This window comes from Brevibacillus humidisoli, from assembly GCF_020923435.1.
In the GTDB taxonomy this organism is placed as follows: domain Bacteria; phylum Bacillota; class Bacilli; order Brevibacillales; family Brevibacillaceae; genus Brevibacillus_E; species Brevibacillus_E humidisoli.
This window is the reverse complement of record NZ_CP087263.1, coordinates 3,107,600-3,132,069: the sequence shown is the minus strand read 5'-3', so window position 1 is coordinate 3,132,069 and position 24,470 is coordinate 3,107,600. Positions and strand designations below refer to the sequence as shown.

Genomic DNA, 24,470 nt, shown 5'->3' with positions numbered 1-24,470 from the left:
ATCAGAATTAGAAGAGAAGTTCCATATCCGGCTAACAGACCGGGAAGAGGAGGCGCTATTCTCGCTTTCAGTGGAGGAACTATTGGATCAAGCAAACATGAAGCGATTTTTGCAAATTTACGCTCCTTGCATTCAATCACCGGACCTGCAGCCGGCGTCCACCTATTTCTGCTCTTGGTTTGCGTATGTGGCGATGGCACAGCATTCGGGGATCAGCAGACTCAGCTTGTCCCACAAGCTAGAAGCGCCCAATAGCAATACGACATCGACACACACAATCCTTTTGCTAGGGAATGATCTGCAACTGCTTGGCCAGTTGGACGATTCGTTTGGTGTTGTGCTTCTTTAGCCGCAGCCATTGCAGATAAGGGAACCTCCCTTTGATCACAGCAGATAGTTTACATAGTTCATTGTTGATCGTCTGTTCTGCATAATACAGCTTGTCCGCGATTTGTCTGCGGTTGTATCCTTGGTCCAACAGCTTCAGGATTTCCAGCTGGATCGGTGTGATCTGCCGTCGCAGTTCCATGTCGTACGCCTGGATGAATTGATTGATCAGTACACCGGTTGTTGAATGATGAAAGCTAGGCTGCTTGGCATGAGCAGTTCGGATCGCTTGCGGCAGGTCGCGGTAATGTTCTTTGGTGATGTAATTGGTCACTCTGCCGTAGGCAACAGCGTGGGCAACCAGGGCTGCGTCATCGAGGGAAGAAAGCACGATGATGGGCATGGCCGGGAACGATGCCCTAATCTCGATGGCTGCTTCAATGCCATCGTATGGCGAGTGGGTCAAGTGATTGTCCAACAACAGGATATCGATCGAGTGAGAGGTGACCGCTCGCAGCAAACTCTCTTTGTCCGCAGCTTGTCCGATCACCTGAAACTCTGGTTCCTTGTCGAGAAAACGGACAAGCAGTTCGCAAAACAGCGGATCGTCGTCACAGAGAAAAATCTTAATGCAGCTCATGCGTCAGGCCCCATTTCTGATCCAGTGCGGGTGCAGGCAACTTCTGCCGTAATGGCAACACAATAGTGAAAGCGCTTCCTTTTCCGGGTTCACTTTGCACTGATATGCTTCCGTTATGCTTTTCTACAACTAGCTGACAGTAACTCAGTCCCAGACCAATATGGCCGCCTCCCCGTTTGGAGGAGTAATACGGTTTGAAGATGAGAGGCAGGTGCTCCTTGGGGATGCCGCAGCCGTTGTCACATATGGTGATTACTGCTTTTCGCTTGGTAGCGAATATGCGGATATCCAGTACGCCGCACCCCGCTTCCATCGATTCCACTGCATTCATGATCAGATTAGAAAACGCCTCTTGCAGATGGGCAGCATCACAACATAACAAGGGAACCTCTTTTACATCCATCTTCCAAACAACCTCCTTTCCATCCAGCAAATGGCGGTGGGCACGCAAGGTTTGTTCCATGATCTGCGAGATACTGTTGAGAGTAGGCGATATCTCGACCTGATCCAGCTTTTTTTGCAGGCGGAACAGCAGCTGCAGCATCTGTTTCGTCTCTGTACGCAGCAATTCGATGTCATCTGTCAGCGATCGGGTTTGCTGCTGGTTCACTTCTTCGCTCATTCGTTCGACCAGCATGTTGAGAATAATCACTCTGTTCTTGATCGCGTGATGCAGCAGTGATGTTCCGGAGGCGACCGTTTGCCAGGTATGATCGAACATTTTTTTGTCTGACAAACAATGCTTGTCCAACCGAAACGGTGCAACGAATCCCCGATAACGAGTAGATAAAACAAAGAAAAGCAAAAAACAGATTCCAACAAATAGAGGTATATAATGGTAACCGTGGAAATGTTCATCGTGGATGCGGGGGATAAAGTGTAGACAAAGATAAGCGATGACCGGTGGAATGACGATACAGGCTGTTGCCATGTGCTTTTGCCGCAATACCGGGTTGTCTTCCCAATACAGCGTATGCAGCAGCAGCAGGCAGGTTAGCAGGTAGTATGGTCCTACCCATGCCAGCATCAACTCTTCGGCGAAGTGAGGGTCGCCAGTAGACAGCGTAAAAAAAGGGGAAGGTAGAACCGGAATCAGCAATAGAGCGGCCAGTACTCGCTGTCCTGTTGGAGTGGCCACGCCTGAGTAGACGATGGCGAACATCAGGATGGCGTACGAGGAGGTCATTTCGCCAAACAATCCCAAGTAGACTTGAGCCTGATACAGGATGTCCAGGTGCAAAACAGGCAGCCAACGTTCTGATTCCATCTGCAGAAGAAGCTGATCCGATAAGAAGTGGGATGCATCCATCGCACATCCGGACAGCAGAAAAAAGGACGGCCCAACGATTCGTTTCTTTTTTAGGGTCAATGAGAATAAGGACAATGGCGGCAATCAGTTGAACGATAAAGAGATCCATCAGACTGTTACCTCCCTGTCTATCAAAATGTGTCGATCAGCGTTGCCGAATTGGAAGCGTCTTGGCACTTTTACGCCACCTCCAGCATCGATTCACATCCCTCCTCATATATATCTCTGTACATATATTCATATTATTAACATAATTATCAGTATTTGTCAATCATCAAAAGGCGAGTATATCTGTCATGTTTTTCCTGTTATATGATGGTTTTGTCAGGACTGACAAAACATTTTTTTATGAAAGGGTGTGTCGAAATTGCTCAACAAGTCAGGCGTAAACAAAGTTGCTCTCTCGCTGGTGCTCACGCTCACGGGAATGAGTGGAGGGTTGACTGCTTTGGCGCAAGAGGAGATGGACAAGATCTCCTACCATGAAGACTTGAACACCCCCTCCTATATCGGCGAAACCTGGAAAGCACCGAAAGGGGTCAGCAAGCAGGAAGCCCTGTGGGCGTACCTGGAGGAGAAAAAAGAGAAGTTTAAGGTAAGTGGTGATGCCAAACGCTTTTTTAAAGTGAAGAGTGAGGAAGCGGATGAAGCGTTGGGAACATACCACTTCCGTCTGCATGAGGTGTACGAGGGCATTCCTATCTATGGCTCCGATCAAAACATCGCAATGGATAGCGAGGGCAACGTGACTGCGTTTTTTGGCCGGGTTACGCCAAATCCAGAGCAGATTGATGTCCCGACGGAAGCCAAGATCAAGGAGTCGGAAGCGATCAAGATCGCCAAAAAAGATGTGGAGAAAAAAGCGGGCAAAGTGAGTTGGCTGGATGAACAGCAGGCGGACAAGGCGGCCTCAGATGCTGATCTCGCGGTTAAGAAAGAGCGTTCAAATGCAAAAGCAACCTTGTACATTTACCCGTTTGAAGGTGAAAACTACCTCGCTTATGAAGTGGAAGTGGTCCATCTCAGCCCTGAGCCCGCCCGCTGGTTCTATTATGTAGATGCTGTCAGCGGCGAGGTGATTGACAAGTACAATGCACTGACGGAAGCGACCGGATCCGGCAGAGGGGTTTTGGGCGACACGAAGACGTTTGAGGTATATCCCTACAATTCCCGTTATTACCTGTATGATACGACACGGGGGTCCGGGATCTTGACCTATGACGCCCGCAACTCTTCGTTAATTTACAGCAACAGCACGGTTTTTAACGATCCTGCCGCTGTGGATGCCCACTATTATGCCAGCGTGGTATACGACTATTACAGCGATGTCCACGGCAGAAACAGCTATGATGGCAGAGGATCGGAGCTGGTATCGTACGTGCATTACGGAAACCGGTATAACAATGCCTTCTGGACCGGTTCAGAGATGGTCTATGGCGATGGGGACGGCAGTACCTTCATTCCGCTGTCCGGCGGCTTGGACGTTGTGGCCCATGAGATCACCCATGGTGTAACGGAAAGAACAGCCGGTCTCATCTACCGCAACGAGTCGGGAGCGATCAACGAGTCGATCTCCGATATCATCGGTGCGATGGTGGACCGTGATGACTGGATGATGGGAGAAGACGTGTACACTCCGCATATCAGTGGAGATGCCTTGCGCTCGATGTCTGATCCCACCAGATTCGACCAGCCTGATCACTACAGCGATCGCTATACAGGCAGTGGTGACAACGGAGGCGTGCACATCAACAGTGGGATCAACAACAAAGCGGCTTACTTGATCGCCCAAGGCGGCACCCATTACGGTGTCAGCGTTACGGGTATCGGACGGGCCAAGACGGAAAAGATCTACTACCGCGCTCTGACCAGATACCTCAACTCCAGTTCCAACTTTGCACAGATGAGGGATGCTGCGGTACAGGCGGCGGCTGATCTGTACGGTGCCAACTCTCCTGAAGTGACGGCGGTCAACAGAGCATACGACGCAGTAGGTGTCCAGTAATCACTGGATAGGCCTCGATTGATGGGAAAAGACGACCTAGCAAAGAGCCAGATAGCAAACGACAGTACAGCCAACGGCTATACAGCAAACGACAAGTAACACCAATAAAAGCAAGAACCGTTTCTTTCATGTAAGAGACGGTTCTTGCTTTTCGCTTTCTACCAGGAAAAAACAGATCGCCGGACAAAAGCCGCCTGCGCCGCAGGAAAGAGACAAACGTGTTACAATAGGAAGGGTGCCCCAATATGGTGACGGCCGATGGCTACGAAGTATGGCTTTGCCCGGTTTGCCGATAGGATATCGGGCTCGGGAGGAGAACTGCAAACAGAACTGACAGGAGGAATGTGAGATGAGATTGGCTGGAAAAAAGGTGGTCTGCTTCATCGAACATGAGTTCGAAGATTTGGAACTTTGGTACCCGGTGCTGCGCCTGCGTGAGGAAGGCGCGACGGTGGAGATCGTCGGTCCTGCGGCCAACGAAACCTATCACGGGAAGTACGGGGTTCCCTGCAAGTCGGACAAATCGCTTGTCGAGGTGAATCCCGCCGACTACGACGGTGTGCTCGTTCCCGGTGGCTGGGCGCCGGATAAGCTGCGTCGCTATCCGGAAGTGCTCTTTTTTGTGCGTGCCATGCACGAATCAAAAAAGCCGATCGGTCATATCTGCCATGCTGGGTGGGTGCTGGCTTCAGCCAGAATCCTGCAAGGTGTAACCACTACTTCGACTCCCGGCATCAAAGATGACATGGAAAACGCGGGTGCCACCTGGGTCGATCAGGATGTTGTCGTCGACGGCCACATTGTCGGCTCCCGTCGTCCACCGGATCTACCCGCTTACGCCAAGGCGTTTGCCGACCTGCTGGCCAGGTAGTCACGGGTTATAGAGAAAAAATCCTCGTTGAAACTGTGTGACAATTTTGATAAAGTGATTATACCAAACTCCACATGGGAACTGGATTACCTCTGGGGAGAAAGCCGCAAGCTCGATCTCAACGTTAGCAGGTAAAGCCCAGTGACGTACAAAGGCCCTTTATTGCCATAGAGGGGTGTTGCGTTACTGGGTTTTTTCTATTTTTCTCAACCACATAAGGGGGGATTTGGCATGAAGAAGAAGTCGTGGGGAACCATCTTGCTGTCAGCAGCTATGGTTGTCGGGTTAGCGGCCTGTGGAGGGACAAGCGATTCGCCAGCGTCTGGGGGTCAGAATTCTGAAAGCGCTTCAAATGGAAGCGGCACCGAGCAATTGAAGATCGGTGCTGTTCTGGAATTGACCGGGAAAGCCTCTGTCTGGGGCGTACCACAGCGCGACGCCATCCAGATGGCGGTGGAAAAAATCAATGCGGATGGAGGAATCAATGGGAAAAAGCTGGACCTGATCGTCTACGACAACGAATCAAATGAGACCAATTCCCTGGTGGCAGCCAAAAAGCTGGTCAGTCAGGACGAGGTTCTTGCGGTGATCGGAGCTGGCACGACACCGACGACGATGCCGCTGATTCCCTACATGACAAAGGAGGAAGTGCCGCTGGTCTCGGTTGGCTCCGGGGATGAAATCGTCCACCCCGTCGAGGAGCGGAAGTGGATTTTTAAGACGCCGAGCAACAATGCAGATATCTCGACCAGTATTGTCCAGTTTCTAAAGGCGCAGGGCAAGACCAAGGTGGCTTTCATCTCTGTCAACAATGCATACGGTGACAGCGGCAAGCAGACGTTTGAGCAGATTGCCAAAGAAAGCGGCATTGAGATCATCGGGGCAGAGAAGTTTGGTGCGACGGACAAAGACATGAAACCACAGTTAACCCGGATCAAGAGTCTAAACCCGGATGCGGTGATCGTCTGGGCGATCCCGCCGGCCGCTTCGATCGTCAACCGCAACTTTTGGGAGCTGAAAATGGACAGCATGCTGATCTACAGTTCCGGTGCCGGGGCTAACGCGTTTATCGAATTGGCTGGCGAAGCGGCAGAAGGAACTTACATCGCCACCAGCAAGGTATGGGTGGCGGATCAGCTGCCGGCAGATGATCCACAGAAAGAGATTCTTGTCGACTACGTAAAAGCATACGAGGAGAAGTACAAGGCCAAGCCAAGCCCGATTGACGGAATGGCCTACGACGCGGTGCTAGTGCTGACGGAAGCGATCAAACAGGCCGCTGTCAAGGGAGAAGTGACGCGGGCGACGATCCGAGATGGATTGGAAAATGTGAACCATCTGGTCGGACTGACGGGCATCTTTGATACGGCAGCGGATAACCATCAGGGCTTGAAGCCGGAGGATGTCGTGATGCTGCAAGTGCGGGATGGCAAATGGGTGTTGGCCCAATGAGCGGACTTTCCTTTCCCGATCTCTTGCAACTGCTCTTCTCCGGAATCGCCGTTGGCGGCATTTACGCCTTGATCAGCGTTGGCTTCGTCACTATATACAACGTCAACGGCGTCATCAACTTTGCACAAGGTGAGTTTGTGATGGTTGCCGGGATGATCGGGGCGACATTGGCGACGACCGGCCTGCCGCTGTGGCTTGCCTGTCTGCTCGCCGTAGGGGCAGCTGGCCTGGTAGGAGCTGTTGTACAGCGGGTCGCCCTGCACCCGGCACGCTATTCCTCTGAAGTGGTGCTGATCATCATAACGATTGGACTCTCTATCATGCTGAGGGGAATCGCCTTGTTCATCTGGGGGAGCAATCCCCGCACCCTGCCTGCGTTTTTTGAAGGAGAACCATTTACGGTGCTGGGGGCGGCTGTGCCTCGGCAGGATATCGTCGTTGTGATCATCGCCGTGCTCTCCATGCTGCTGTTGTACCTGTTTTTTGAACGAACCTATATGGGGACTGCTCTGAGGGCCTGCATGATCAATAAGGAAGTAAGCAGATTGATGGGCATCTCACCGGAAAAAATGGCCCTGCTCAGCCTCGCGCTTGGTGCCAGCTTGGCCGGTGTGGTTGGCGTGGTGGTAACGCCGATCTCACTGGCTACGCCGGAGATGGGCTTGATGATTGGATTGAAGGGTTTTGTCGCGGCTACGCTGGGCGGATTGACCAGTATTCCCGGAGCGGTACTGGGCGGATTGCTGCTGGGAGTGCTGGAGTCGCTTGGCGCCGGATTAATCTCTTCCGGCTACAAGGATGCGATCGCCTTTTTCCTGTTGATCCTTCTGCTCGTGTTGAGGCCGCAGGGGATACTAGGCGGTCGCAGTGCCAAACGGGTGTAGGAGGTGAGGCATGAGATGGAAAAACAGCTAGAAACGAATGTACATGCCAACAAACCCGTGTTTCCGCAGCGATGGCACGTACTGATGGCCCTTGGGCTGCTGCTGTTTGCCGTACCACTCAGTACCGGGTCTTATATCACGAGCTTGTTTGTGCTGATGGGCATCTACGTCATTGCAGCGACTGGGATGACCCTGATCATGGGATATGGTGGCATTGTGACACTTTGCCAGGCTGCGTTTTGGGGCATGGGAGCCTATACGTCGGGAATCCTGACCGCGACCTACGGCTTCCCGCCGATTGTCGCTCTGCTGATCGGCATCGTTTTGACCGGAGGGGTTGCCGCGTTGCTGGGGTTGATCACGATCAACCTGCACGGACACTTGCTTTCCCTGGCCACTTTGGGATTTGGCATCGTCGTCAATATTTTTCTGTTGGAGGAAACGGAACTAACGGGAGGGCCCTCTGGTTTGGTCGGAATTCCTTCGTTTGACTTGTTTGGGCTCGGGTTGTCCTCTGAGACAGGCTGGTTCTACTTTGTCTGGGCAGTGGCGCTTGCTCTCATTCTGCTCGTGCGCAATCTGGTCAGCTCTGCTTGGGGCCGTACCTTGCAGGCTGTGCATGCCAGCTCAGCCGCGGCAGAAGCGATGGGGGTGCATGTCGGTCGCTATCGCTGGCAAGCTTTCATCATCAGTGCTGTGCTGGGGTCGATCAGCGGGTCCCTCTACGCTCACTACATGACCTTCATCAGCCCGGAGTTGTTCGGATTTGAGCAGTCGATCAAGTATGTGCTGATGGCTGTCGTCGGTGGGCTGGCCTCCGTCTGGGGCGGACTTGTGGGAGTGATTGTGGTGACCGTACTGATCGAACTGCTGCGCGAAGTGATCCCGCTGCTCTTGTCAGAATCGTCTGCGGGGGCGATGGAGACGATCTTTTTTGGCGGACTGCTCGTCGTGATGATGATCTTCATGCCGCAAGGGATTTCCGGAGGATTGAGCAAGCTCTGGTCAAAGCTGAGGCAACACGATGGGAGGAAAGCGACATGAACGGACAGGCGTTGCTCTCCTTTGAAGGCAAACCGCATCAGATCGCCCGCCGTGGACTCTCACGTACCTTCCAAAACCTGCAGGTGTTTACCAATCTGAGCGTGCTGGAAAATGTGCTGGTGGCCTGTCGACAGACGCAAGAAGCGGGGCTGTTGTCGGTGATGCTGCGATTGCCGCGCGTACAGGAACGGGAGCAGGCGGCGTCTGCCTTTGCCCAGAAGCTACTGACCGACGTTGGATTGACTCACAAGGCGGATACTCCGGCAAAAGATCTGTCATTTGGTGAGCAGCGTCTGCTGGAGGTAGCCAGGGCACTGGCGGTTGAGCCGAAACTGCTGCTGTTGGATGAGCCGATGTCCGGATTAAGCAGGGAAGAAATCGCCTCGATGGTCAATCTGTTGAAGCGCCTGCGGGCAGACGGACTGACGATTTTGCTGATCGAGCACGACATGTCGACTGTGATGGAGGTAGCTGACCAGATTGTGGTGCTGGAGTTCGGAACGCCGATCGCGATCGGAACACCGGCAGAGATCCGCAGCAATGAGCGGGTGATCGAAGCATACCTGGGAAAAGAGAGCGGAGAGTTGACCAGTTCGTCCACGCGGCGGCAGCCAGCGGAGGAGGGGACGGCTCTCGAGGTGCGTCATCTGGATGCTCACCGAGGCAGCATCCATGTGTTGAGAAACGTCTCTTTGGTAGTTAAACGGCATGAACTGGTTACGATCGTCGGTGCCAACGGCGCAGGCAAGTCTACTCTGTTGGCGGCGATCTCGGGACTTATCCCGGTATCAGCAGGAGCAGTGTACGTGCACGGAAAAGAAGTACAGGGAAGGACTGCCGAACAGTTGGCTGCCCTTGGCATCAGTCATGTGCCGGAGCGGCGGGGAATGTTCGCAGAGCTTACCGTTGAGCAGAGCTTGCAACTTGGCGCATACACCCGCAGACACTTCTGGAAGCCGGACAGAGGGGAAGCAGCATCGATTGAAGAGGATGTAGAGCGGATGTATGCCCTGTTCCCTCGTTTACGGGAGCGACGCAAGCAGCTTGCCGGGACGCTGAGCGGCGGCGAGCAGCAGATGCTTGCGATCGCCAGAGGACTGATGGCCAGACCGCAAGTGCTGATGCTGGATGAACCCTCCCTGGGCCTGGCACCACTTATCGTTGCTGAGATCTTTGAGAAGCTGTACGAGTTGAAGGAACAAGGGATGACGATCCTGCTGGTCGAACAGAATGCGCGAGCTGCCCTGCGCATTGCAGACCGCGTCTATACCCTGGAGCGGGGCAGCATCCAGTTTAGCGGGGCGCCCGAAGAACTGCTCGCGGATGCTCGACTCAGCCAGGCGTTTCTCGCCGGACCCTAAAGGCAACAAGAGCGGAATCGATAAAATCCTGCTGTTTTTGCGGGAAATCGGCAGTGAGGGAGGTGTCGACATGACTGATTACGAAGGCAGAAACACGGTGCTGGCGGCCGGATTCGCCCAGGTGCCCAAAGGAACTACACTGTACGAAGTCTACACATTGGTTGGCTGTGTGTTGATCATCGATGTGGATGATGATGTGATCGTGGACGCCGCGTTTACGTTTGTCATGGAAAAGACGAGCGACTATCTGGCTCATCTGCTCCGAGGCAGAAGCATCGCCAATGGTGTGGGTGATATTACCAAGTTGATACAGGAACGATTTCTGGTACCCGGTCAAGGGGCCGTGCTGCAATCGATACGAGCGGCGATCGATCGTTATCACGAGATGAGAAAACAATGAATAGAGAGTCAAGCTGCTTATTTACGGGGATGCGGAGCACAACCAATTCTCACTAGCAAATAAGGCCGGCGGAACAAGGAAGAGGACATGGCGATTGTCATGGTCTAAGCCTTGGTTTCAGCCGGCCTTGTTCATATTCCAACCCAAAACAAGGAGGAGTTTCGTCATGAAGTTTGGTCTTTTTACTGTGTTTGACAACTATGCCAACGAACTGCCGCGCACGCCGGGTCAGTTTTTGGAGCAGGTGCTGGAACAGACCGTGCTTGGTGAGCAATACGGGTACGATGCCGTATGGTATGCCGAACATCACTTTCACCAATACGGCATACTGACATCGCCCCATATGTTGATGACGGCTGCTGCCGGGATCACTAAACGGATTCGGCTCGGGGTTTCAGTAGTGGTCCTGCCCTTCCACGATCCTGTCCGGGTGGCAGAAGATTATGCGCTCGTCGACTATCTCAGCGGCGGTCGTTTAAACATGGGATTAGGCAGCGGCTATCTGCCGCATGAGTTTGGCGGTTTTAAGATTGATCCGGCTATCAAACCGTTCTTGTTTAATGAGAAATTTGATATTCTCAAACGGCTCTGGAGTGGAGAACGGTTCACCTATAAAGGGGAGTATCACGAGTACGGGGAGATCTCGCTCGACGTTCTGCCGGTACAGAAGCAGGTGCCTACCTGGGTGGCAGCCCTTCGTCCGCAGGGAGTGGAATATGTGGCCAAGATGGGTGAGCCGATCATGGGGGTCGCCTATGTAAACAGCAACTCTGTGGCCGAGTTGAAATCAATCATCGACCATTACGATAAGTCCAGTCTGGCGGCAGGATTTGATCCGGCCATGTTGGAAAAGCCGATTGCCCTGCATGTGCATGTGGCCGAGACAACACAGGAAGCAGTGCAGAACGCTTATGAACCGCTCAACCGCTACCTGCGCACCAGGCTGTACGGCAAAGGGGCGGTATATGAAGATCTCGCCGCCAGAGAACAGTTGATTGTCGGTTCGCCGGCAGACTGCATCGCCGAGATCAAGAAGTACCAAGACGCCGGCGTCAATCATCTGATGTGTTTGATGAACTTCGGAGGCATGGAGCATGAAAAGGTGAAGTCGTCGATCAAGTTGTTTGCCGAGGAAGTTATGCCCGCCTTCCGGGATCAATAGTGAACGGGAGGCCGCCCGCTTTCTAACCCAGAAAAGCAGATCAGTGAACGGTTATTTTGCCCACCGATAGCCGACAGGGGGATCGGGCAGCAGTACCTTCCGATGACATTACAAGGCTGCGATCATCACTCCATCGCAGCCTTTCTTATTTTTTTGACTTCTCTCAAGGATCGCAGTTTTCTCACTCCATCCTGTTTCTAGTCGTTGAACAAACGGATGAGGTATGGTACATTCGGCATGGTGAAGTAGACAGATGGAGATGATCGAGTCGTGAACAGCAAGCAAGTGATGGAGAAGGGGAGTTTTCCGGAGATGGCCGAGCGGATCGAGCGCGCTGCCCGCCTGGCGGAGGAGACAGGCGATAGCGGCACGGCGGCTAAGCTGCGGCAGTTGGCGGAAAAAGCGGGCGGAGGAGAATTGGTGATCGCTTTTTGCGGCCATTTTTCGGCTGGAAAGTCGACCATGATCAACAGGCTGCTCGGCAGAGAACTGCTGCCGTCCAATCCGATCCCCACCAGCGCCAACGTGGTCAAAATCCGCGGTGGCGAATCGGTTGCCCGCGTCCATACGCGCCAGCAAGGGGTGCTTCACTTCGATCCTGAGACAGAGATGGAAGAATTGAAGCGGTTTGCAGCAGACGGAGATACGGTGGAATGGGTGGAGATATCCTGCCCTGACATTTTTCTCGGCGAGCATGCTGCTTTGTTGGATACCCCTGGCATCGATTCGACCGATGCTGCCCATAAAGTCGCCACGGAATCGGCGCTGCATCTGGCCGATGCGGTGATTTACATGATGGATTACAATCACGTGCAGGCAGAGGAAAACTTTCAGTTTACCAAGACACTGAAGGATCGGGGAAAACCGGTCTTTTTGGTGATTAATATGATTGACAAGCACGTCGATTTTGAATTGGATTTCGACGACTACAGAGAGAGTGTAGAAGAAGCGTTTGAAAACTGGAACATCGCGCCCGATGCCATTTTTTACACGTCACTTGCTGAACCGGATCACCCGGAAAATCAGTATGAGGCGTTTTTCGGTCAGTTGACGGAACTGCTCGCACAGCGGACGCAACTGGTGCGGACAAGCGTTACCCGCTCCGCCCTGTATCTGGTCGAGGAGCACCGTCGCTATCACATCAGACAGCATGAAGAACAGCGGCATGCGCTGGAGGCAGAGTTGGCCGCGGCTGCAGAGGGGATGGACAGCAACGATCGGGAAGATGTGGAGGATGCGCTGGCACAAACGGAACAGCGTATCGCCGAACTGGAGGCGACTCCGAATCGTGCATTGGATGAGATGAAGACAGAACTGACCAAGCTGTTGGAAAACGCCCGCCTCACCTACTACAGCACCAATGAAGCAGCAGAGCGCTATCTGGAGAGCCGTCGTCCAGACTTTAAGGTGGGTCTGCTCTTTGCGTCAAAAAAGACGGAAGAAGAGCGCGCGGCCCGACTGGAGGGGCTTTTAGGCGATTTCCGAGACAAAGTGGAGGCCAATCTCGACAGACACTTTAAGCAGTTGATGGTAAAACTGCCGGAGGGGTACGGCTTGCACGACGAAGAGTATCATGCGGCCGTGCACAAGGTAGAGGTTGAAGTGACGCCCGAGTACCTCGCCGACCGGGTGAAGCCGGGCGCCGGTTCCCGAGAATACGTGCTCAACTACTGTCAGGACATTTCCGATGGCATCAAAGCGGAATATCGAAGGATTGGCCTAACCCTGATCGAGCAGATAGCCGCACGGCTGAAAGAACGCTCGGCGCTGGAGCGCAGCGAGCTAACCCTACGTATGGAGAAGCTTCGCGAGGTAAAGGGAATGCTGGAGTCGCAGGCTCAGCTTGCCGCGGCGGAAGAGGCGGCTGCTGAACGACTGCGATCGATTTTGCTAGAGGGAGAGTAAACCATGAACCTGGTACAGACAAAACTATTGGATACGGCTGAGCGACTGCGCCTCGTCAGTGCCGAGATTGCCGGATTGCCCGGCATGCAGACCCAATCGCAGTCATTGATCGAGCGTGCCGAGCGGCTGGGTGCCAATCGTTTTACAGTGGCCTTGTTTGGCGCGTTCAGTGCGGGCAAGTCTTCGTTTGCCAATGCCCTGCTGGGCGATATGGTCCTGCCGGTCTCGCCCAACCCGACGACTGCAGCGATCAACAAGATCATGCCGCCGACCGATGATGCTCCGCACGGAACGGTCCGCGTCCTGCTGAAGACGGCTGAAGCGATGGAGAGCGATATCAAGCGGTCACTTGCCGTCTTTGAGATCGTCACAGACGACCTGCAAAGCGGCCTCGATGCGGTAGGAAGCATCGATGTTTCCCAGATTGCGCCAACTGCCAAGCCGCATTACACATTTTTAAAGGCGGTCATCAAAGGGTGGCCGGAGATGGCCGACCTGCTGGGCGGCGAGCAGGTTGTCGATATGAAGGCGTTTAAAGGGTTCGTAGCCAAAGAGGAGAAGGCTTGTTTTGTCGAATTGGTGGAACTGTTCTACGAGTGCCCATTGACCGCTCAGGGGATTACACTAGTGGACACGCCGGGAGCTGACTCGATTAATGCGCGGCATACCGGCGTCGCTTTCGACTACATGAAAAACGCGGACGCCGTCCTGTTCGTCACGTACTACAACCACGCCTTTTCTCAGGCTGACCGTGAGTTTTTGCTGCAGATGGGACGGGTCAAAGAGACGTTTGAACTGGACAAGATGTTCTTTATTGTCAATGCTGCCGATCTGGCTGCTTCACCGGAAGAGTTGAGCGGAGTACTCTCCCATGTGGAAAAAAATCTGCTTGCCTGCGGTATTCGCCACCCGCGGATCTATCCGCTCTCCAGCCAGACCGCCTTACTGGCCAAACTGCACGAAAAGGGCAAGCTGTCCGGCTCTGCAGAAAAGGTATACCGTCAGCGAACCGGCACAGCAGAGAATGGGCCGCTGCCGGCTGCTGAGCGGGCGCTGGCTCTCTCCGGACTTCCCGTGTTTGAGCAGGATTTTCTCCGTTTTACGCTGGAGGAACTGACGCAGATGGCAGTGGAAGCGGCGGAGAGTGAGATGAGACGGGCCTCCAGCAACCTTGCCGAGATGATCTCCCTGGCTGAACAGGGGGAAGAGGTCCGCAGCCAACGAAGAGAAGAATTAAGTGAAGTGCGTCGGCAGACCTTGGAGACGCTTGACTCTTTTCTGTCTGCTTCCGTTGAGCGGGAGTTGGACAGTGAGCGCGAGGAACTGTTGTACTACGTCAAGCAACGCATCTTTTTCCGCTTCGCAGAACTGTTTCAATATGCTTTTAACCCGTCTGTGTTGGTTGATGACGGTCGCAATCTCAAACAAGTGCTAAAAAGCTGTCTGCAGGAATTGCTGCGCTCGGTCAGCTATGATCTGGCACAAGAGCTCAGAGCAACCTCGCTTCGTCTGGAGAAGTTTCTCAACGGATGGGGCGTCAAGTTGATCGATCAGTGGAGCGAACAGTTGGCGAGCCACGCTCCCGGCTTCCGTCTGTCTCCCTATACGGCGCGACGTGTACAGACACCTGCCTTTGACGAGGAGCTGTCGTCTGCCTCGCTGCCCCACTTGCAGGCGGCGCTTTCCCTGTTTAAAAACACCAAGGATTTCTTTGAGCGGGACGGAAAGCAGAAGCTGCGTGAAGAATTGGAGAAGCTGCTGCAAGAGCCTGTCAGCAGCTATCTGCAAGAGGGCGGGGAACGCTTGGCGCAGACCTTTGCCTTCGCTCTCGCCCGGATGATCGAGGAAGAACGGGCGAGGGCGGCCAGACAGGTGGAGGAGTACTTCACCGGTCTCATAGCCGCACTAGAGATGAAAGTAGATATGGCAGACCTGCGGCAAAGGCAGCAGCGGCTTGCCGAATTGCTGGGGTAAGGATTGGATCATAGGACGTAAGAGAACCCCTCCGGAAGAGAGAATGGGCACGTGCTGCCTGCTTCTACCGGAGGGGTTGTCTGTATCCTTCTATTCTTGTGTTGCGTGTACTACCGATTCAACCTTTACCTGACGATCTCAGGCGCCTTTCCTGTTGAGACAGACAGCCTGTTCCAGCAGTTAATCGTATTGATCGCCATGATCAGGGCTACGAACTGCCGCTCGTCAAAGTAAGCGCGCACCTTCTCGTACACCTCCTCAGGGACCCCAGCCTGCGAGATGAGCGTGACGGCTTCTGTCAGAGCCAACACGGCTTTTTCCTCCTCGCTAAAATGGGGAGCTTCGTCCCAGGCATTCAACAGATAGATGCGCTCTTCGGTCTCTCCCAGCTTCCGTGCGTCACGCGTATGCATGTCAATACAAAAGGCGCAGCGATTGATCTGCGAGGCGCGGATTTTGATCAATTCCAGCAGTCTCTTGTCAATTCCGCTCTCTTTGACGTACGATTCCATCTTCAGCATGGTCTGAAAAGCCTCAGGATTTGCTTGCGCATGATGTAATCTCATCTCAATTCCTCCTTGTAATCGTGATACACCAACATGACGATTCAGGAGGAGATCTTGTGACAAGACACGCTTATCGAGAAAGCTGTTCTTCTGACGCAGAGGCTTGTTCCACTTGTACTTCCCCACTGTTGTCTAGGAAAACCTGGAATTCTTTGATGATCGTCGGCTCGGCGGAAGGCTGGCTCACCTGATAGCGGAGCACCTGAAACGTGCCGTCACCCGTCAGTTTGCCGCGAAACTCCACATCCAACAGCTCCGAGCGATAAAAGCTGAAGTTGGCCAGTTCGGTTTTTTTCAACTCCTCAGCGAGCAGCTTGCCGTCACCAGAGAACATCGCCTGACGCAATGGGGCGGAGGAGTCGTACTTCTCCTGCAAAAACGTTTGTAACTGTTGGGCAACTTCCGAATCGGCCAACTCTTTTCCTGCCAGCAGCATCTGCCGTCCCGCTTCTACAACCTGTCGCCCACTCTCTATGGCCTGTTCCACCTCAGTACGAAATGGTAATAGTAGTGCGAACAATAGAAGCAACAACCATACATAACGCATCGTGATCACGTCCCTCTTTCCAATCCGGAGGCGAGAGCTTGCCGCACCAGGAAGAACCCTGTTGCAGCGCGACTCTGAGCACCCCCTAGGTGTACAGCTCGCCCGTGAAGAATCATTACACATTTTATCCGAAAGAGAAGCCGATTAAAATAGCACACCAGGCAGTTCACCTCCGAACCTCCTCGCATAAGATAAAGAAAAGCGGATAACCGCCTGAGTAATGAGGAGGAGCAGATCATGCAAGGCAAAGTAAAGTGGTTTAGTAAGGAAAAGGGCTATGGATTTATTGAGAAAGAAGGTGGAGGAGACATCTTCGTCCATTTTACGGGAATCGCCGGCAGCGGCTTCCGCAATCTGGAGGAAGGCGAAGTGGTAACCTTTGATATTGTAGAAGGGCAAAAGGGGCCACAGGCGACTAATGTTATTCGACAAGGATAACCTACGGCTCAGTCGTTACGCGGCCGCCTAATGAATAGACGCAGCCTCCATTCCGGTCGTCAAAACCAATATTTCTTTCTTAACAGACTGGACTGTTAGGGAACACCCTGACAGTCCAGTCTGTTAATGGAATCGGCAACCATTTTTTATTCGAAGTGACCTCGTTGTTGCTCGCTCCGGTCCCCAATCCAGAAAGGAAATCCCCCCGCCCCTTGAGGGCTTTTGGCCGCTGTACCGATTTGTTGGAGCGGAGACGGTCATCCCGGCTTCCTAGCAGGCACTGGCACGAGCCGAGCGAACCTGTTTTTCTCTTTCGCCCCCCACTATGGTTCGTCCAAAGCAAAAGACCATCAGGGTGTTCCCTGGCAGTTTTTCTGTGCTGACTGTCTGTGCTGACTGAGGTTGCCAGTATGCCGCACAGTATGGGGAGACCGCGACAGATGTGCGGCGATCGCGCTGGAGAACTGCACAACCCTGCCAACTTCTGCTATGATGAAAGAAATCGAGCTTGCGAAGACGGGGGATTACATACGATGAGCGAGTGGTTGTCATCCAATCTAAAAGAGTTGCTGCGGGCAGAGGAGGATCAGATGATCGCGTGGCGGCGTCATCTGCACCAGTACCCAGAGCTCTCCTTTCAGGAGGAGAAGACACCGGCGATGATCGCCGAGATTCTGAACGGATTTGAACTGGACGAGGTGAGAACGCAGGTGGGCGGACGCGGGGTTCGGGGCCTGCTGTGCGGAGGTGCGCCGGGACCGACCGTCGCGCTGCGGGCAGATTTTGACGCCCTGCCGATCCAGGATCAGAAAGAGGTGTCCTACAAATCTCAAGTCCCTGGGGTGATGCATGCCTGTGGACATGACGCCCACACAGCCTCTCTATTGGGATTGGCCCGTGTGCTGGCCCGTCACCGCCACCTGTTGAGCGGAAACATCGTCTTTATTTTTCAGCACGCAGAAGAAGAAAATCCGGGCGGCGCGATCCAGATGGTAGAAGACGGGGTATTGGAGGGAGTTGATGCCATCTTTGGCGCCCATCTCTGGTCACCCGCACCTGTCGGCAAGATATTGACGGCTCCCGGTCCGATGATGGCCAACGTAGATGACTTTTATATCGAAATCAAGGGCAGGGGCGGACATGCTGCCCTGCCGGAACAGACGGTCGATTCGATTGTGGTGGGTTCGCACATTGTCGCTACCCTGCAAACGATTGCCAGCAGAAATGTCAGTCCGCTGGAGAGCGTCGTGGTCACAGTGGGCTCGTTCCGCGCTGGAGACAGCACCAACGTGATTGCCGACACCTGCAAAATGAGCGGGACAGTTCGTACCTTTCTGCCGGAAATACGCGATCTGGCGGAGCACCGGCTAAAGGAGATCGTGATCGGTACGGCCACGATGATGGGAGCAACGGCTGCGGTTCATTACGATCATGGATATCCTGCCGTCATCAACACCCTGCACGAAGCGTCGATCCTGCGTGACGCAGCCGTAGCGGCCGCCGGTGAAGAACAGGTGGAATGGATGAAGCCGACGATGGGCGGAGAGGACTTTTCCTATTACCTGCAGCGGGTGCCGGGCGCATTCGTCTTTATAGGAGCGGGCAATCCGGAAAAGAATGCGATCTACCCGCATCACCACCCACTGTTCGACATTGATGAGTCAGCAATGAAGATCAGTGCAGAGGTACTTGGTCTGAGCGCGTTGAACTACCTGATGCAGGGTACAGGAGGGGAAGAAGCATGATGCATTCGTTTTCGTTTCCGCTTGATGAGACGCTGACGCTACGCGGCGATCTGCATCTCAGCGATGATGCCAAAGAGCAGCGGCCCGTATTGGTATTCTGTCACGGATTTAAGGGATTTAAGGACTGGGGCAGCTTCCCGTACGCGGCTGAACAGCTGGCCAAGCGAGGCATTGCCGTCATCCGCATCAACTTTTCCTGCAACGGTGTTGGCGAGAGTCTTACGGAGTTTGACGAACCAGAAAAGTTCGCGGTCAATACCTACGCGCGAGAACTTGCCGATCTGAGTGCGCTGCTACGTTGGCTGAATGACGATCAGCTTCCCGCTTCTGCTTCCTTGGATAAAGAGCGATTGTTCGTGCTCGGCCACAGCAAGGGGGGAGGCGATGCCATTTTATTTGGAGCCAATAACCCGCAGGTTCGGGGGATAGTGACGTGGAACGGCATCGCCAACGTCAATCTGTTTGACGCGAAACTACGGGCAGAGATTGCTCAAAACGGCGTAGGCTATATTCTCAACGGCCGTACTCAGCAGCAGATGCCGATCTCCAAGGTGGTCATCGAGGACGTAGACCAAAACGCGGACGCATACGATCTGCTGGCCAAGGTGAGCGCGATGCCGCAGCCGCTGCTGATCGTTCAAGGCGATGAGGATGCTGTGCGCCTGATCAACGGCGCCCGGCAACTTCACGATGCCGCACCCAACAGCCGCCTGCATTGGATTGAGGGAGCTGGCCACACATTTAACACGGTACATCCGTTTGCGGGTACGACGCCGCAGTTGGAAGAAGCGATCGACGTTACGGCACAGTTCGTGCTCGACCACTCTCGCTGAAAAAAACAATTCCATTCTTTACTTTTGACAAGATTGCGAAAAGAGCAACCCATGCTCTTTTTTTTCTTGGAATAGCTATGGTATACTGTTAGGCAACCCTAAAGCATATCAAATAAAAAGACAATTTAAACAATTGGAAAAGATGGAGTGTTGAAGTTGGAAAACTTGGGAGAGAAACGGATCTGTTTGTACGATACCACCTTGCGTGATGGGACACAGGGAGAAGGTATCAGCTTATCTGTCGAAGACAAGGTAAAGATCGCTGTGCGCCTTGATCAGTTCGGGGTCGATTTCATCGAGGGCGGTTGGCCGGGCAGCAATCCCAAGGATATGGCGTTTTTTGAGCGTATGAAAGAGGTTCCTCTGGGTCATGCCGTGGTTGCTGCGTTTGGCAGCACGTGCCGCCCGGGGGTGAGCGCTGAGGAGGATCAGAATCTGAAGGCGATTCTCGACAGCGGCGTGAAGGCGGCCGCTATCTTTGGGAAATCGTGGGATCTGCATGTTACGCAGGCATTGAAAACAACGCTGGAAGAGAATCTGCGGATGGTTGCTGACTCGGTCCGTTTCCTCAAGCAGCACGGGTTAACCGTTATGTTTGATGCTGAACACTTCTTTGACGGGTATAAACAGAATCCGGTCTATGCCCTAAACGTACTGGAGGCCGCAGAGGCAGCAGGTGCTGATTGGCTTGTCCTGTGTGACACCAATGGAGGCAGTCTGCCGCACGAGATCAGCGAGATTGTGGCAGCGGTGCGCAGCAGTCTGCAAGCGTCGATTGGCATCCATGTTCATAACGACGGAGAGCTGGCAGTGGCCAATTCGTTGGCCGCCGTACAGGCAGGGGCAACGCAGGTGCAGGGTACGATCAATGGCATAGGCGAGCGCTGCGGCAATGTAAATCTGATCTCAGTGATTCCCAACCTGCAGTTGAAGATGGGCTACTCCTGTGTCAGTGCGGAAAACTTGGCTCAGCTCACCTCTCTGTCGCGCTATGTGGCGGAGATTGCCAACATGGCGATGCCGACCAACCAGCCATTTGTCGGCAATAGTGCTTTCGCCCACAAAGGCGGCATTCACGTCAGTGCCGTACTGAAAAACCCGCAAACGTACGAACATCTCGTACCTGAGCAGATCGGCAACAGACGTCGTGTGCTCGTCTCTGAACTGGCCGGACAGAGCAATCTCTTGGCCAAGGCGGAAGAGATGAATATTACCTTTGACCGGAAGCAGCCGGAGTCGCGTGAGATGATCAAGTTGATCAAGGAACGGGAGTATCAGGGATATCAATACGAGGGAGCAGAGGCGTCGCTCTCTTTGCTGCTGTTGCAGGCGTCAGGCGAGGAGCGTCAACTGTTCGTGCTGGAGTCGTTCAAGATATGGATGGAAAAGTCGGCGGAGAAGTCGATCCTCTCCGAAGCGATGGTCAAGATAAACGTGAACGGTCAGATCGTGCATACGATCGCAGAAGGGAATGGTCCAGTCAACGCCCTGGACAACGCCCTGCGCAAAGCATTGGAGGATTACTTCCCCTGCCTGTCAGAGATGTACCTGACCGACTACAAGGTGCGTGTACTGGATGAAAGTCAGGCCACGGCAGCCAAGGTTCGGGTGCTGATCGAATCGATGCATAACGGCGAACGCTGGAGTACAGTAGGTGTCTCTACCAATGTGATTGAAGCGAGCTGGGAGGCATTGGTCGACAGTATACGCTACCTGCTCTGGAAAGAAGGCTGTATCCTGGATTCTCCGAGTGAGGAGACGGAACGTCCGATCGGGATTGTCAATCACTAGAGATGAAGCGATAGTACGAGGCCGGGGAGTGATCCCCGGCCTCGTTGTGCGTGAAAAACAGCTGTGCGAATGCTACATCTCCAGGATTTTGCCCGGATTTAAGATGAGATGAGGGTCCAGTTGGTGCTTGATCATCTTCATGAGCGGCAGGGTATCTGCGTGCTCTCGTTTCAGGTACTTGATCTTGCCGATGCCAATCCCATGCTCTCCCGTGCAAGTGCCCCCTTTTGCCAGGGCGTATTCGACGATCTTTTCGTTTACCTCTTTCACTTTGGCCACTTCGTCCGGATTCTGTGTGTCAAACATCAGGACAGAGTGGAAGTTCCCATCTCCGACATGGCCAAGTACGCCTCCGACAAGGCCTGTCGCCTCGATTATCTCTCTGGCGTATACAATCGCCTCACTTAATTGGGAGAGAGGTAGGCAGACATCAGTCAACATCATCTCCTTGCCCGGATTGCCGTGTTTATAGGCGTAGGCCAGATTGTGGCGGGCTTCCCACAGCTTGGCGCGCTGCTGTGAATCGGATTCCACCAAAAACTCTTCGCAGCCGTTTGCCTCAAGCAACTCCCGCGCAAATGTCACATCGTGCTTGATTGACATCTCGCTGCCGTGGAACTCCAAAAACAAGGTAGGCTGTTCAGGATAGTTCGTCTCACTGTGTTTGTTCACTTGTCGAATGGAATGACTGTCGACTAGTTCCACCCGGGCAACCGAGATGCCGGCAGACAGCAGCGAAATCGCCCCGTCTACCGCCGCTTGTACTGTTGGAAACGCCGCTCTTCCTGCGACGATCGCTTCCGGGATGCCGTACACGCGCAGCGTAATCTCGGTAAACACCCCCAGCGTCCCTTCCGAACCGACAAACAGACTGGTTAAGTGGTAGCCGGAAGAGGATTTTGCGGCCAATCCACCAGTGTGAATCACGCTGCCGTCGGCCAGGACCACTTCCAAGTCACGAACCTGGTCGCGCATGATCCCATAGCGGACGCTAGTCGTTCCGCTGGCGTTGGTTGCTGCCATTCCGCCGAGGGTTGCAGCAGCACCTGGATCAACGGGAAAAAACAGTCCGTATTTCTTTAACGCCTGGTTTAGCTGAGTGCGGGTCACTCCAGGCTGTACGCGGACAAGAAAATCTTCGGGACGAATCTCCAGAATCTCGTTCATGTATTGGAAGTCGATCGAGATGCCGCCCTTGAGCGGGACGCAGTGCCCTTCCAGGCTGGAGCCTGCTCCAAAGGGAACCACAGGGATGTGGTGTTCGGTGGCGTATTGGAGGATGGCGGACACCTCTTTTGTTGAGACGGGAAAGACCACGATATCAGGCAGTACAGGGTTGTGATGCGATTCGTCCTTGCTGTGCTGCAGCAGGATCGATTCGGTCTCTGTCGCCCGTTCGTCTGCGGTCAAGCGTCTGATGTCGCGAAGCAGACTGGCTTGATTTAGCCTCATGTTGTATGCCTCCCGTGCGCGATAACAGGATTACGCGCTCTTTTTTAACTTGCGGGCAGCCCAGTTTCCCAATGATTGGATCAATTGTACGAGACAGATCAGGATGATCACCGTGGCGATCATCACCTCAATATCCCACTGCTGATACCCGTAGCGCAAAGCAAGGTCGCCCAAGCCGCCGGCACCCACCGCACCCGCCATGGCGGTTGCACCGATCAAACCGATGGTGGCAATGGTCAGACACAAGACGATACCAGGTCTCGCTTCACGAATCATGATGCGGAAGATGATCTGCGAGCGAGATGCACCCATGGCCTGATAGGCCTCAACCACCCCGCGGTCCACCTCCAGCAGTGCCGTTTCCATCAAGCGGGAGATATATGGGGCGGTATAGACGATGAGTGGGACAATCGCCCCTTCGATACCGATTGACGTGCCGACGATCAACTCTGTAAACGGAATGATCGCCACCATTAAAATAATAAACGGGAGCGAACGAATCACGTTAATGATTGTATTCAGGGTATGGAAAATCAATGCGCTTGGCGCAAGATGGCCGGGCCGGGTGATCACCAGCAGCACTCCCAGCGGGATGCCGATCAAGGTAGCGATAAACAGCGAAATCCCCACCATGATCACTGTTTCCTGTAGCGATTGCCCGAACAAGGGCAGCATTTCCTGCAGACGTTCGATCATCCTGCCACCTCCTCTTGCGGGACTAGATCGACACTGTAGACGGACTTGCGAAGGTAAGCGATTGCTTCCTCCACATCGTTCTCCTCTCCGGATATATGCAGCAGCAGGATGCCCAGCGCTGTACCTTTGATGGAGGTAATGGAGCCGTACAACAGGTTCGTGGTGACCGGGTAGCGAGCCGTCAACGTTCCCAACACCGGGTCCAAGGCCGCATCGCCGCGGAAGGCGACTCGCAGCACTTTGGCAGCGGGACCGGTATGCTTGATCTTGGCCATCATGTCGGCCGGGACTTCGTCGTCAAAGATCGTCCGGATGAAGTTGCGTGTGGTCTGTTGCTTCGGACTGCTAAAAACATCGATCACACTGCCTTGCTCGATGATCACACCGTTTTCCATGATCGCTACGCGATCGCAGATTTTTTTGATCACCTGCATCTCATGGGTGATCAGCACAATCGTCAAGTTAAATCTTCGATTGATATCGAGCAGAAGCTCCAGAATCGAATCGGTCGTCTGTGGGTCGAGAGCAGAGGTTGCCTCATCGCACAACAGGATCTCGGGGTCCATAGCGAGAGCTCGGGCGATGCCGACGCGTTGTTTCTGCCCGCCAGAAAGCTGTGCCGGATATGCGTTGGCTTTGTCCTCCAGCCCTACGAGACGCAGCAGATCGGCCACCTTTTTATCGATCACGTCTTTGCGCACGCGGTTCATCCGCAAAATCTCGGCGACGTTGTCAAACACGTTGTAGGAAGAGAGCAAGTTGAAATGTTGAAAGATGATGCCTATTTTTTTGCGGGCATTGCGCAGCTCTTTCTCTTTTAGCGCCAGCATGTCCCGGCCGTTGACGGCGACTGTTCCACTGGTAGGCTTTTCGAGCAAGTTGATCGTACGGAGCAGGGTGCTCTTGCCTGCTCCGCTAAAGCCGATTACGCCGAAAATTTCTCCTTTTTTGATTTGTACGCTGACGCCTTTCAACGCATCTATCTGCTTGTTTCCAACTCTGTACGTCTTGTGTATATCGGTAAGCTGTATCATGGATCGGGGCTCCTCGCTGTTCAAAGATGTGTTT

21 protein-coding genes and 1 pseudogene are annotated in these 24,470 nt (G+C 53.8%); 15 read left to right on the top strand and 7 right to left on the bottom strand.

Features of this window, described 5'->3' with window-relative positions; genetic code table 11:
- Positions 1-286 precede the first annotated feature (286 nt).
- Positions 287-967 (bottom strand): response regulator transcription factor, encoded by a 681-nt coding sequence (locus LOK74_RS15390; protein ID WP_230042906.1) that lies wholly within the window; start codon positions 965-967, stop codon positions 287-289.
- Positions 954-2,276 carry a sensor histidine kinase gene (locus LOK74_RS15385; RefSeq protein WP_230042905.1) on the bottom strand — a complete coding sequence of 441 codons (1,323 nt, stop codon included), beginning with the start codon at positions 2,274-2,276 and terminating at the stop codon, positions 954-956. Before LOK74_RS15385 ends, LOK74_RS15390 begins: the two co-directional genes overlap by 14 nt.
- A gap of 427 nt (positions 2,277-2,703) precedes the next feature.
- On the opposite strand from LOK74_RS15385, the gene LOK74_RS15380 reads away from it, so the two are divergent.
- The 11 genes and pseudogenes from LOK74_RS15380 (at position 2,704) to LOK74_RS15330 (ending at position 15,334) form a co-directional block, all read left to right on the top strand.
- The gene (locus LOK74_RS15380; RefSeq protein ID WP_420908794.1) at positions 2,704-4,281 is read left to right on the top strand and encodes a M4 family metallopeptidase; all 1,578 of its coding nucleotides are present in this window, start codon (positions 2,704-2,706) and stop codon (positions 4,279-4,281) included.
- Between the two features lie 349 nt (positions 4,282-4,630).
- On the top strand, positions 4,631-5,152 hold the full coding sequence (locus LOK74_RS15375; protein ID WP_230042903.1) for a type 1 glutamine amidotransferase domain-containing protein: 522 nt from the start codon (positions 4,631-4,633) through the stop codon (positions 5,150-5,152).
- A 231-nt stretch (positions 5,153-5,383) separates the two neighbouring features.
- Positions 5,384-6,604, top strand: coding sequence for an ABC transporter substrate-binding protein (locus LOK74_RS15370; RefSeq protein ID WP_230042902.1), 1,221 nt, complete (start codon positions 5,384-5,386; stop codon positions 6,602-6,604).
- Positions 6,601-7,488 (top strand): branched-chain amino acid ABC transporter permease, encoded by an 888-nt coding sequence (locus LOK74_RS15365; RefSeq protein WP_230042901.1) that lies wholly within the window; start codon positions 6,601-6,603, stop codon positions 7,486-7,488. Before LOK74_RS15370 ends, LOK74_RS15365 begins: the two co-directional genes overlap by 4 nt.
- 15 nt (positions 7,489-7,503) lie before the next feature.
- Positions 7,504-8,532: a branched-chain amino acid ABC transporter permease gene (locus tag LOK74_RS15360; RefSeq protein WP_230042900.1), complete on the top strand. Its 1,029-nt coding sequence runs from the start codon at positions 7,504-7,506 to the stop codon at positions 8,530-8,532.
- Positions 8,529-9,077, top strand: a pseudogene (locus tag LOK74_RS24390) (ABC transporter ATP-binding protein); the annotation flags it as partial. The gene LOK74_RS15360 and the pseudogene LOK74_RS24390, both read left to right, overlap by 4 nt.
- Before the next feature lie 39 nt (positions 9,078-9,116).
- Positions 9,117-9,893, top strand: coding sequence for an ABC transporter ATP-binding protein (locus LOK74_RS15350; protein ID WP_420908793.1), 777 nt, complete (start codon positions 9,117-9,119; stop codon positions 9,891-9,893).
- Positions 9,894-9,963: 70 nt separating this feature from the next.
- On the top strand, positions 9,964-10,293 hold the full coding sequence (locus LOK74_RS15345) for a DUF3870 domain-containing protein (protein ID WP_230042899.1): 330 nt from the start codon (positions 9,964-9,966) through the stop codon (positions 10,291-10,293).
- A 166-nt stretch (positions 10,294-10,459) separates the two neighbouring features.
- Positions 10,460-11,455, top strand: coding sequence for an LLM class flavin-dependent oxidoreductase (locus tag LOK74_RS15340; protein WP_230042898.1), 996 nt, complete (start codon positions 10,460-10,462; stop codon positions 11,453-11,455).
- A gap of 270 nt (positions 11,456-11,725) precedes the next feature.
- Complete coding sequence (locus LOK74_RS15335) at positions 11,726-13,360, top strand: dynamin family protein (RefSeq protein ID WP_338148615.1); 1,635 nt, start codon at positions 11,726-11,728, stop codon at positions 13,358-13,360.
- A gap of 3 nt (positions 13,361-13,363) precedes the next feature.
- Positions 13,364-15,334: a dynamin family protein gene (locus tag LOK74_RS15330; protein WP_230042897.1), complete on the top strand. Its 1,971-nt coding sequence runs from the start codon at positions 13,364-13,366 to the stop codon at positions 15,332-15,334.
- 125 nt (positions 15,335-15,459) lie between these two features.
- On the opposite strand, the gene LOK74_RS15325 is transcribed toward LOK74_RS15330, so the two are convergent.
- Entirely contained in the window at positions 15,460-15,900 is a 441-nt protein-coding gene (locus LOK74_RS15325) for a carboxymuconolactone decarboxylase family protein (RefSeq protein WP_230042896.1), read from the bottom strand.
- 70 nt (positions 15,901-15,970) lie between these two features.
- Entirely contained in the window at positions 15,971-16,447 is a 477-nt protein-coding gene (locus LOK74_RS15320) for a hypothetical protein (RefSeq protein ID WP_230042895.1), read from the bottom strand.
- 234 nt (positions 16,448-16,681) lie between these two features.
- Between LOK74_RS15320 and LOK74_RS15315 the strand changes: the two genes are divergently transcribed.
- The 4 genes from LOK74_RS15315 (at position 16,682) to cimA (ending at position 21,254) form a co-directional block, all read left to right on the top strand.
- Positions 16,682-16,885 (top strand): cold-shock protein, encoded by a 204-nt coding sequence (locus LOK74_RS15315; protein ID WP_230047023.1) that lies wholly within the window; start codon positions 16,682-16,684, stop codon positions 16,883-16,885.
- Positions 16,886-17,418: 533 nt separating this feature from the next.
- The gene (locus LOK74_RS15310) at positions 17,419-18,630 is read left to right on the top strand and encodes a M20 metallopeptidase family protein (protein ID WP_230047022.1); all 1,212 of its coding nucleotides are present in this window, start codon (positions 17,419-17,421) and stop codon (positions 18,628-18,630) included.
- Complete coding sequence (locus LOK74_RS15305; protein ID WP_230042894.1) at positions 18,627-19,463, top strand: alpha/beta hydrolase; 837 nt, start codon at positions 18,627-18,629, stop codon at positions 19,461-19,463. Before LOK74_RS15310 ends, LOK74_RS15305 begins: the two co-directional genes overlap by 4 nt.
- A 165-nt stretch (positions 19,464-19,628) precedes the next feature.
- Positions 19,629-21,254 (top strand): citramalate synthase, encoded by a 1,626-nt coding sequence (cimA, locus tag LOK74_RS15300; RefSeq protein ID WP_230047021.1) that lies wholly within the window; start codon positions 19,629-19,631, stop codon positions 21,252-21,254.
- A 72-nt stretch (positions 21,255-21,326) separates the two neighbouring features.
- Here the strand turns inward: cimA and LOK74_RS15295 are convergent, their stop codons facing one another.
- From LOK74_RS15295 to LOK74_RS15285, 3 genes are read right to left on the bottom strand one after another with little or no spacing between them, the layout of a single operon-like run.
- Positions 21,327-22,706 (bottom strand): FAD-binding oxidoreductase, encoded by a 1,380-nt coding sequence (locus tag LOK74_RS15295; RefSeq protein WP_230042893.1) that lies wholly within the window; start codon positions 22,704-22,706, stop codon positions 21,327-21,329.
- Between the two features lie 30 nt (positions 22,707-22,736).
- A complete protein-coding gene (locus LOK74_RS15290; protein ID WP_420908674.1) occupies positions 22,737-23,402 on the bottom strand; it encodes a methionine ABC transporter permease in 666 nt (221 codons plus the stop codon).
- Positions 23,399-24,436, bottom strand: coding sequence for a methionine ABC transporter ATP-binding protein (locus LOK74_RS15285; protein WP_230042892.1), 1,038 nt, complete (start codon positions 24,434-24,436; stop codon positions 23,399-23,401). The genes LOK74_RS15290 and LOK74_RS15285 overlap by 4 nt, the downstream gene beginning before the upstream one ends.
- Positions 24,437-24,470 lie beyond the last annotated feature (34 nt).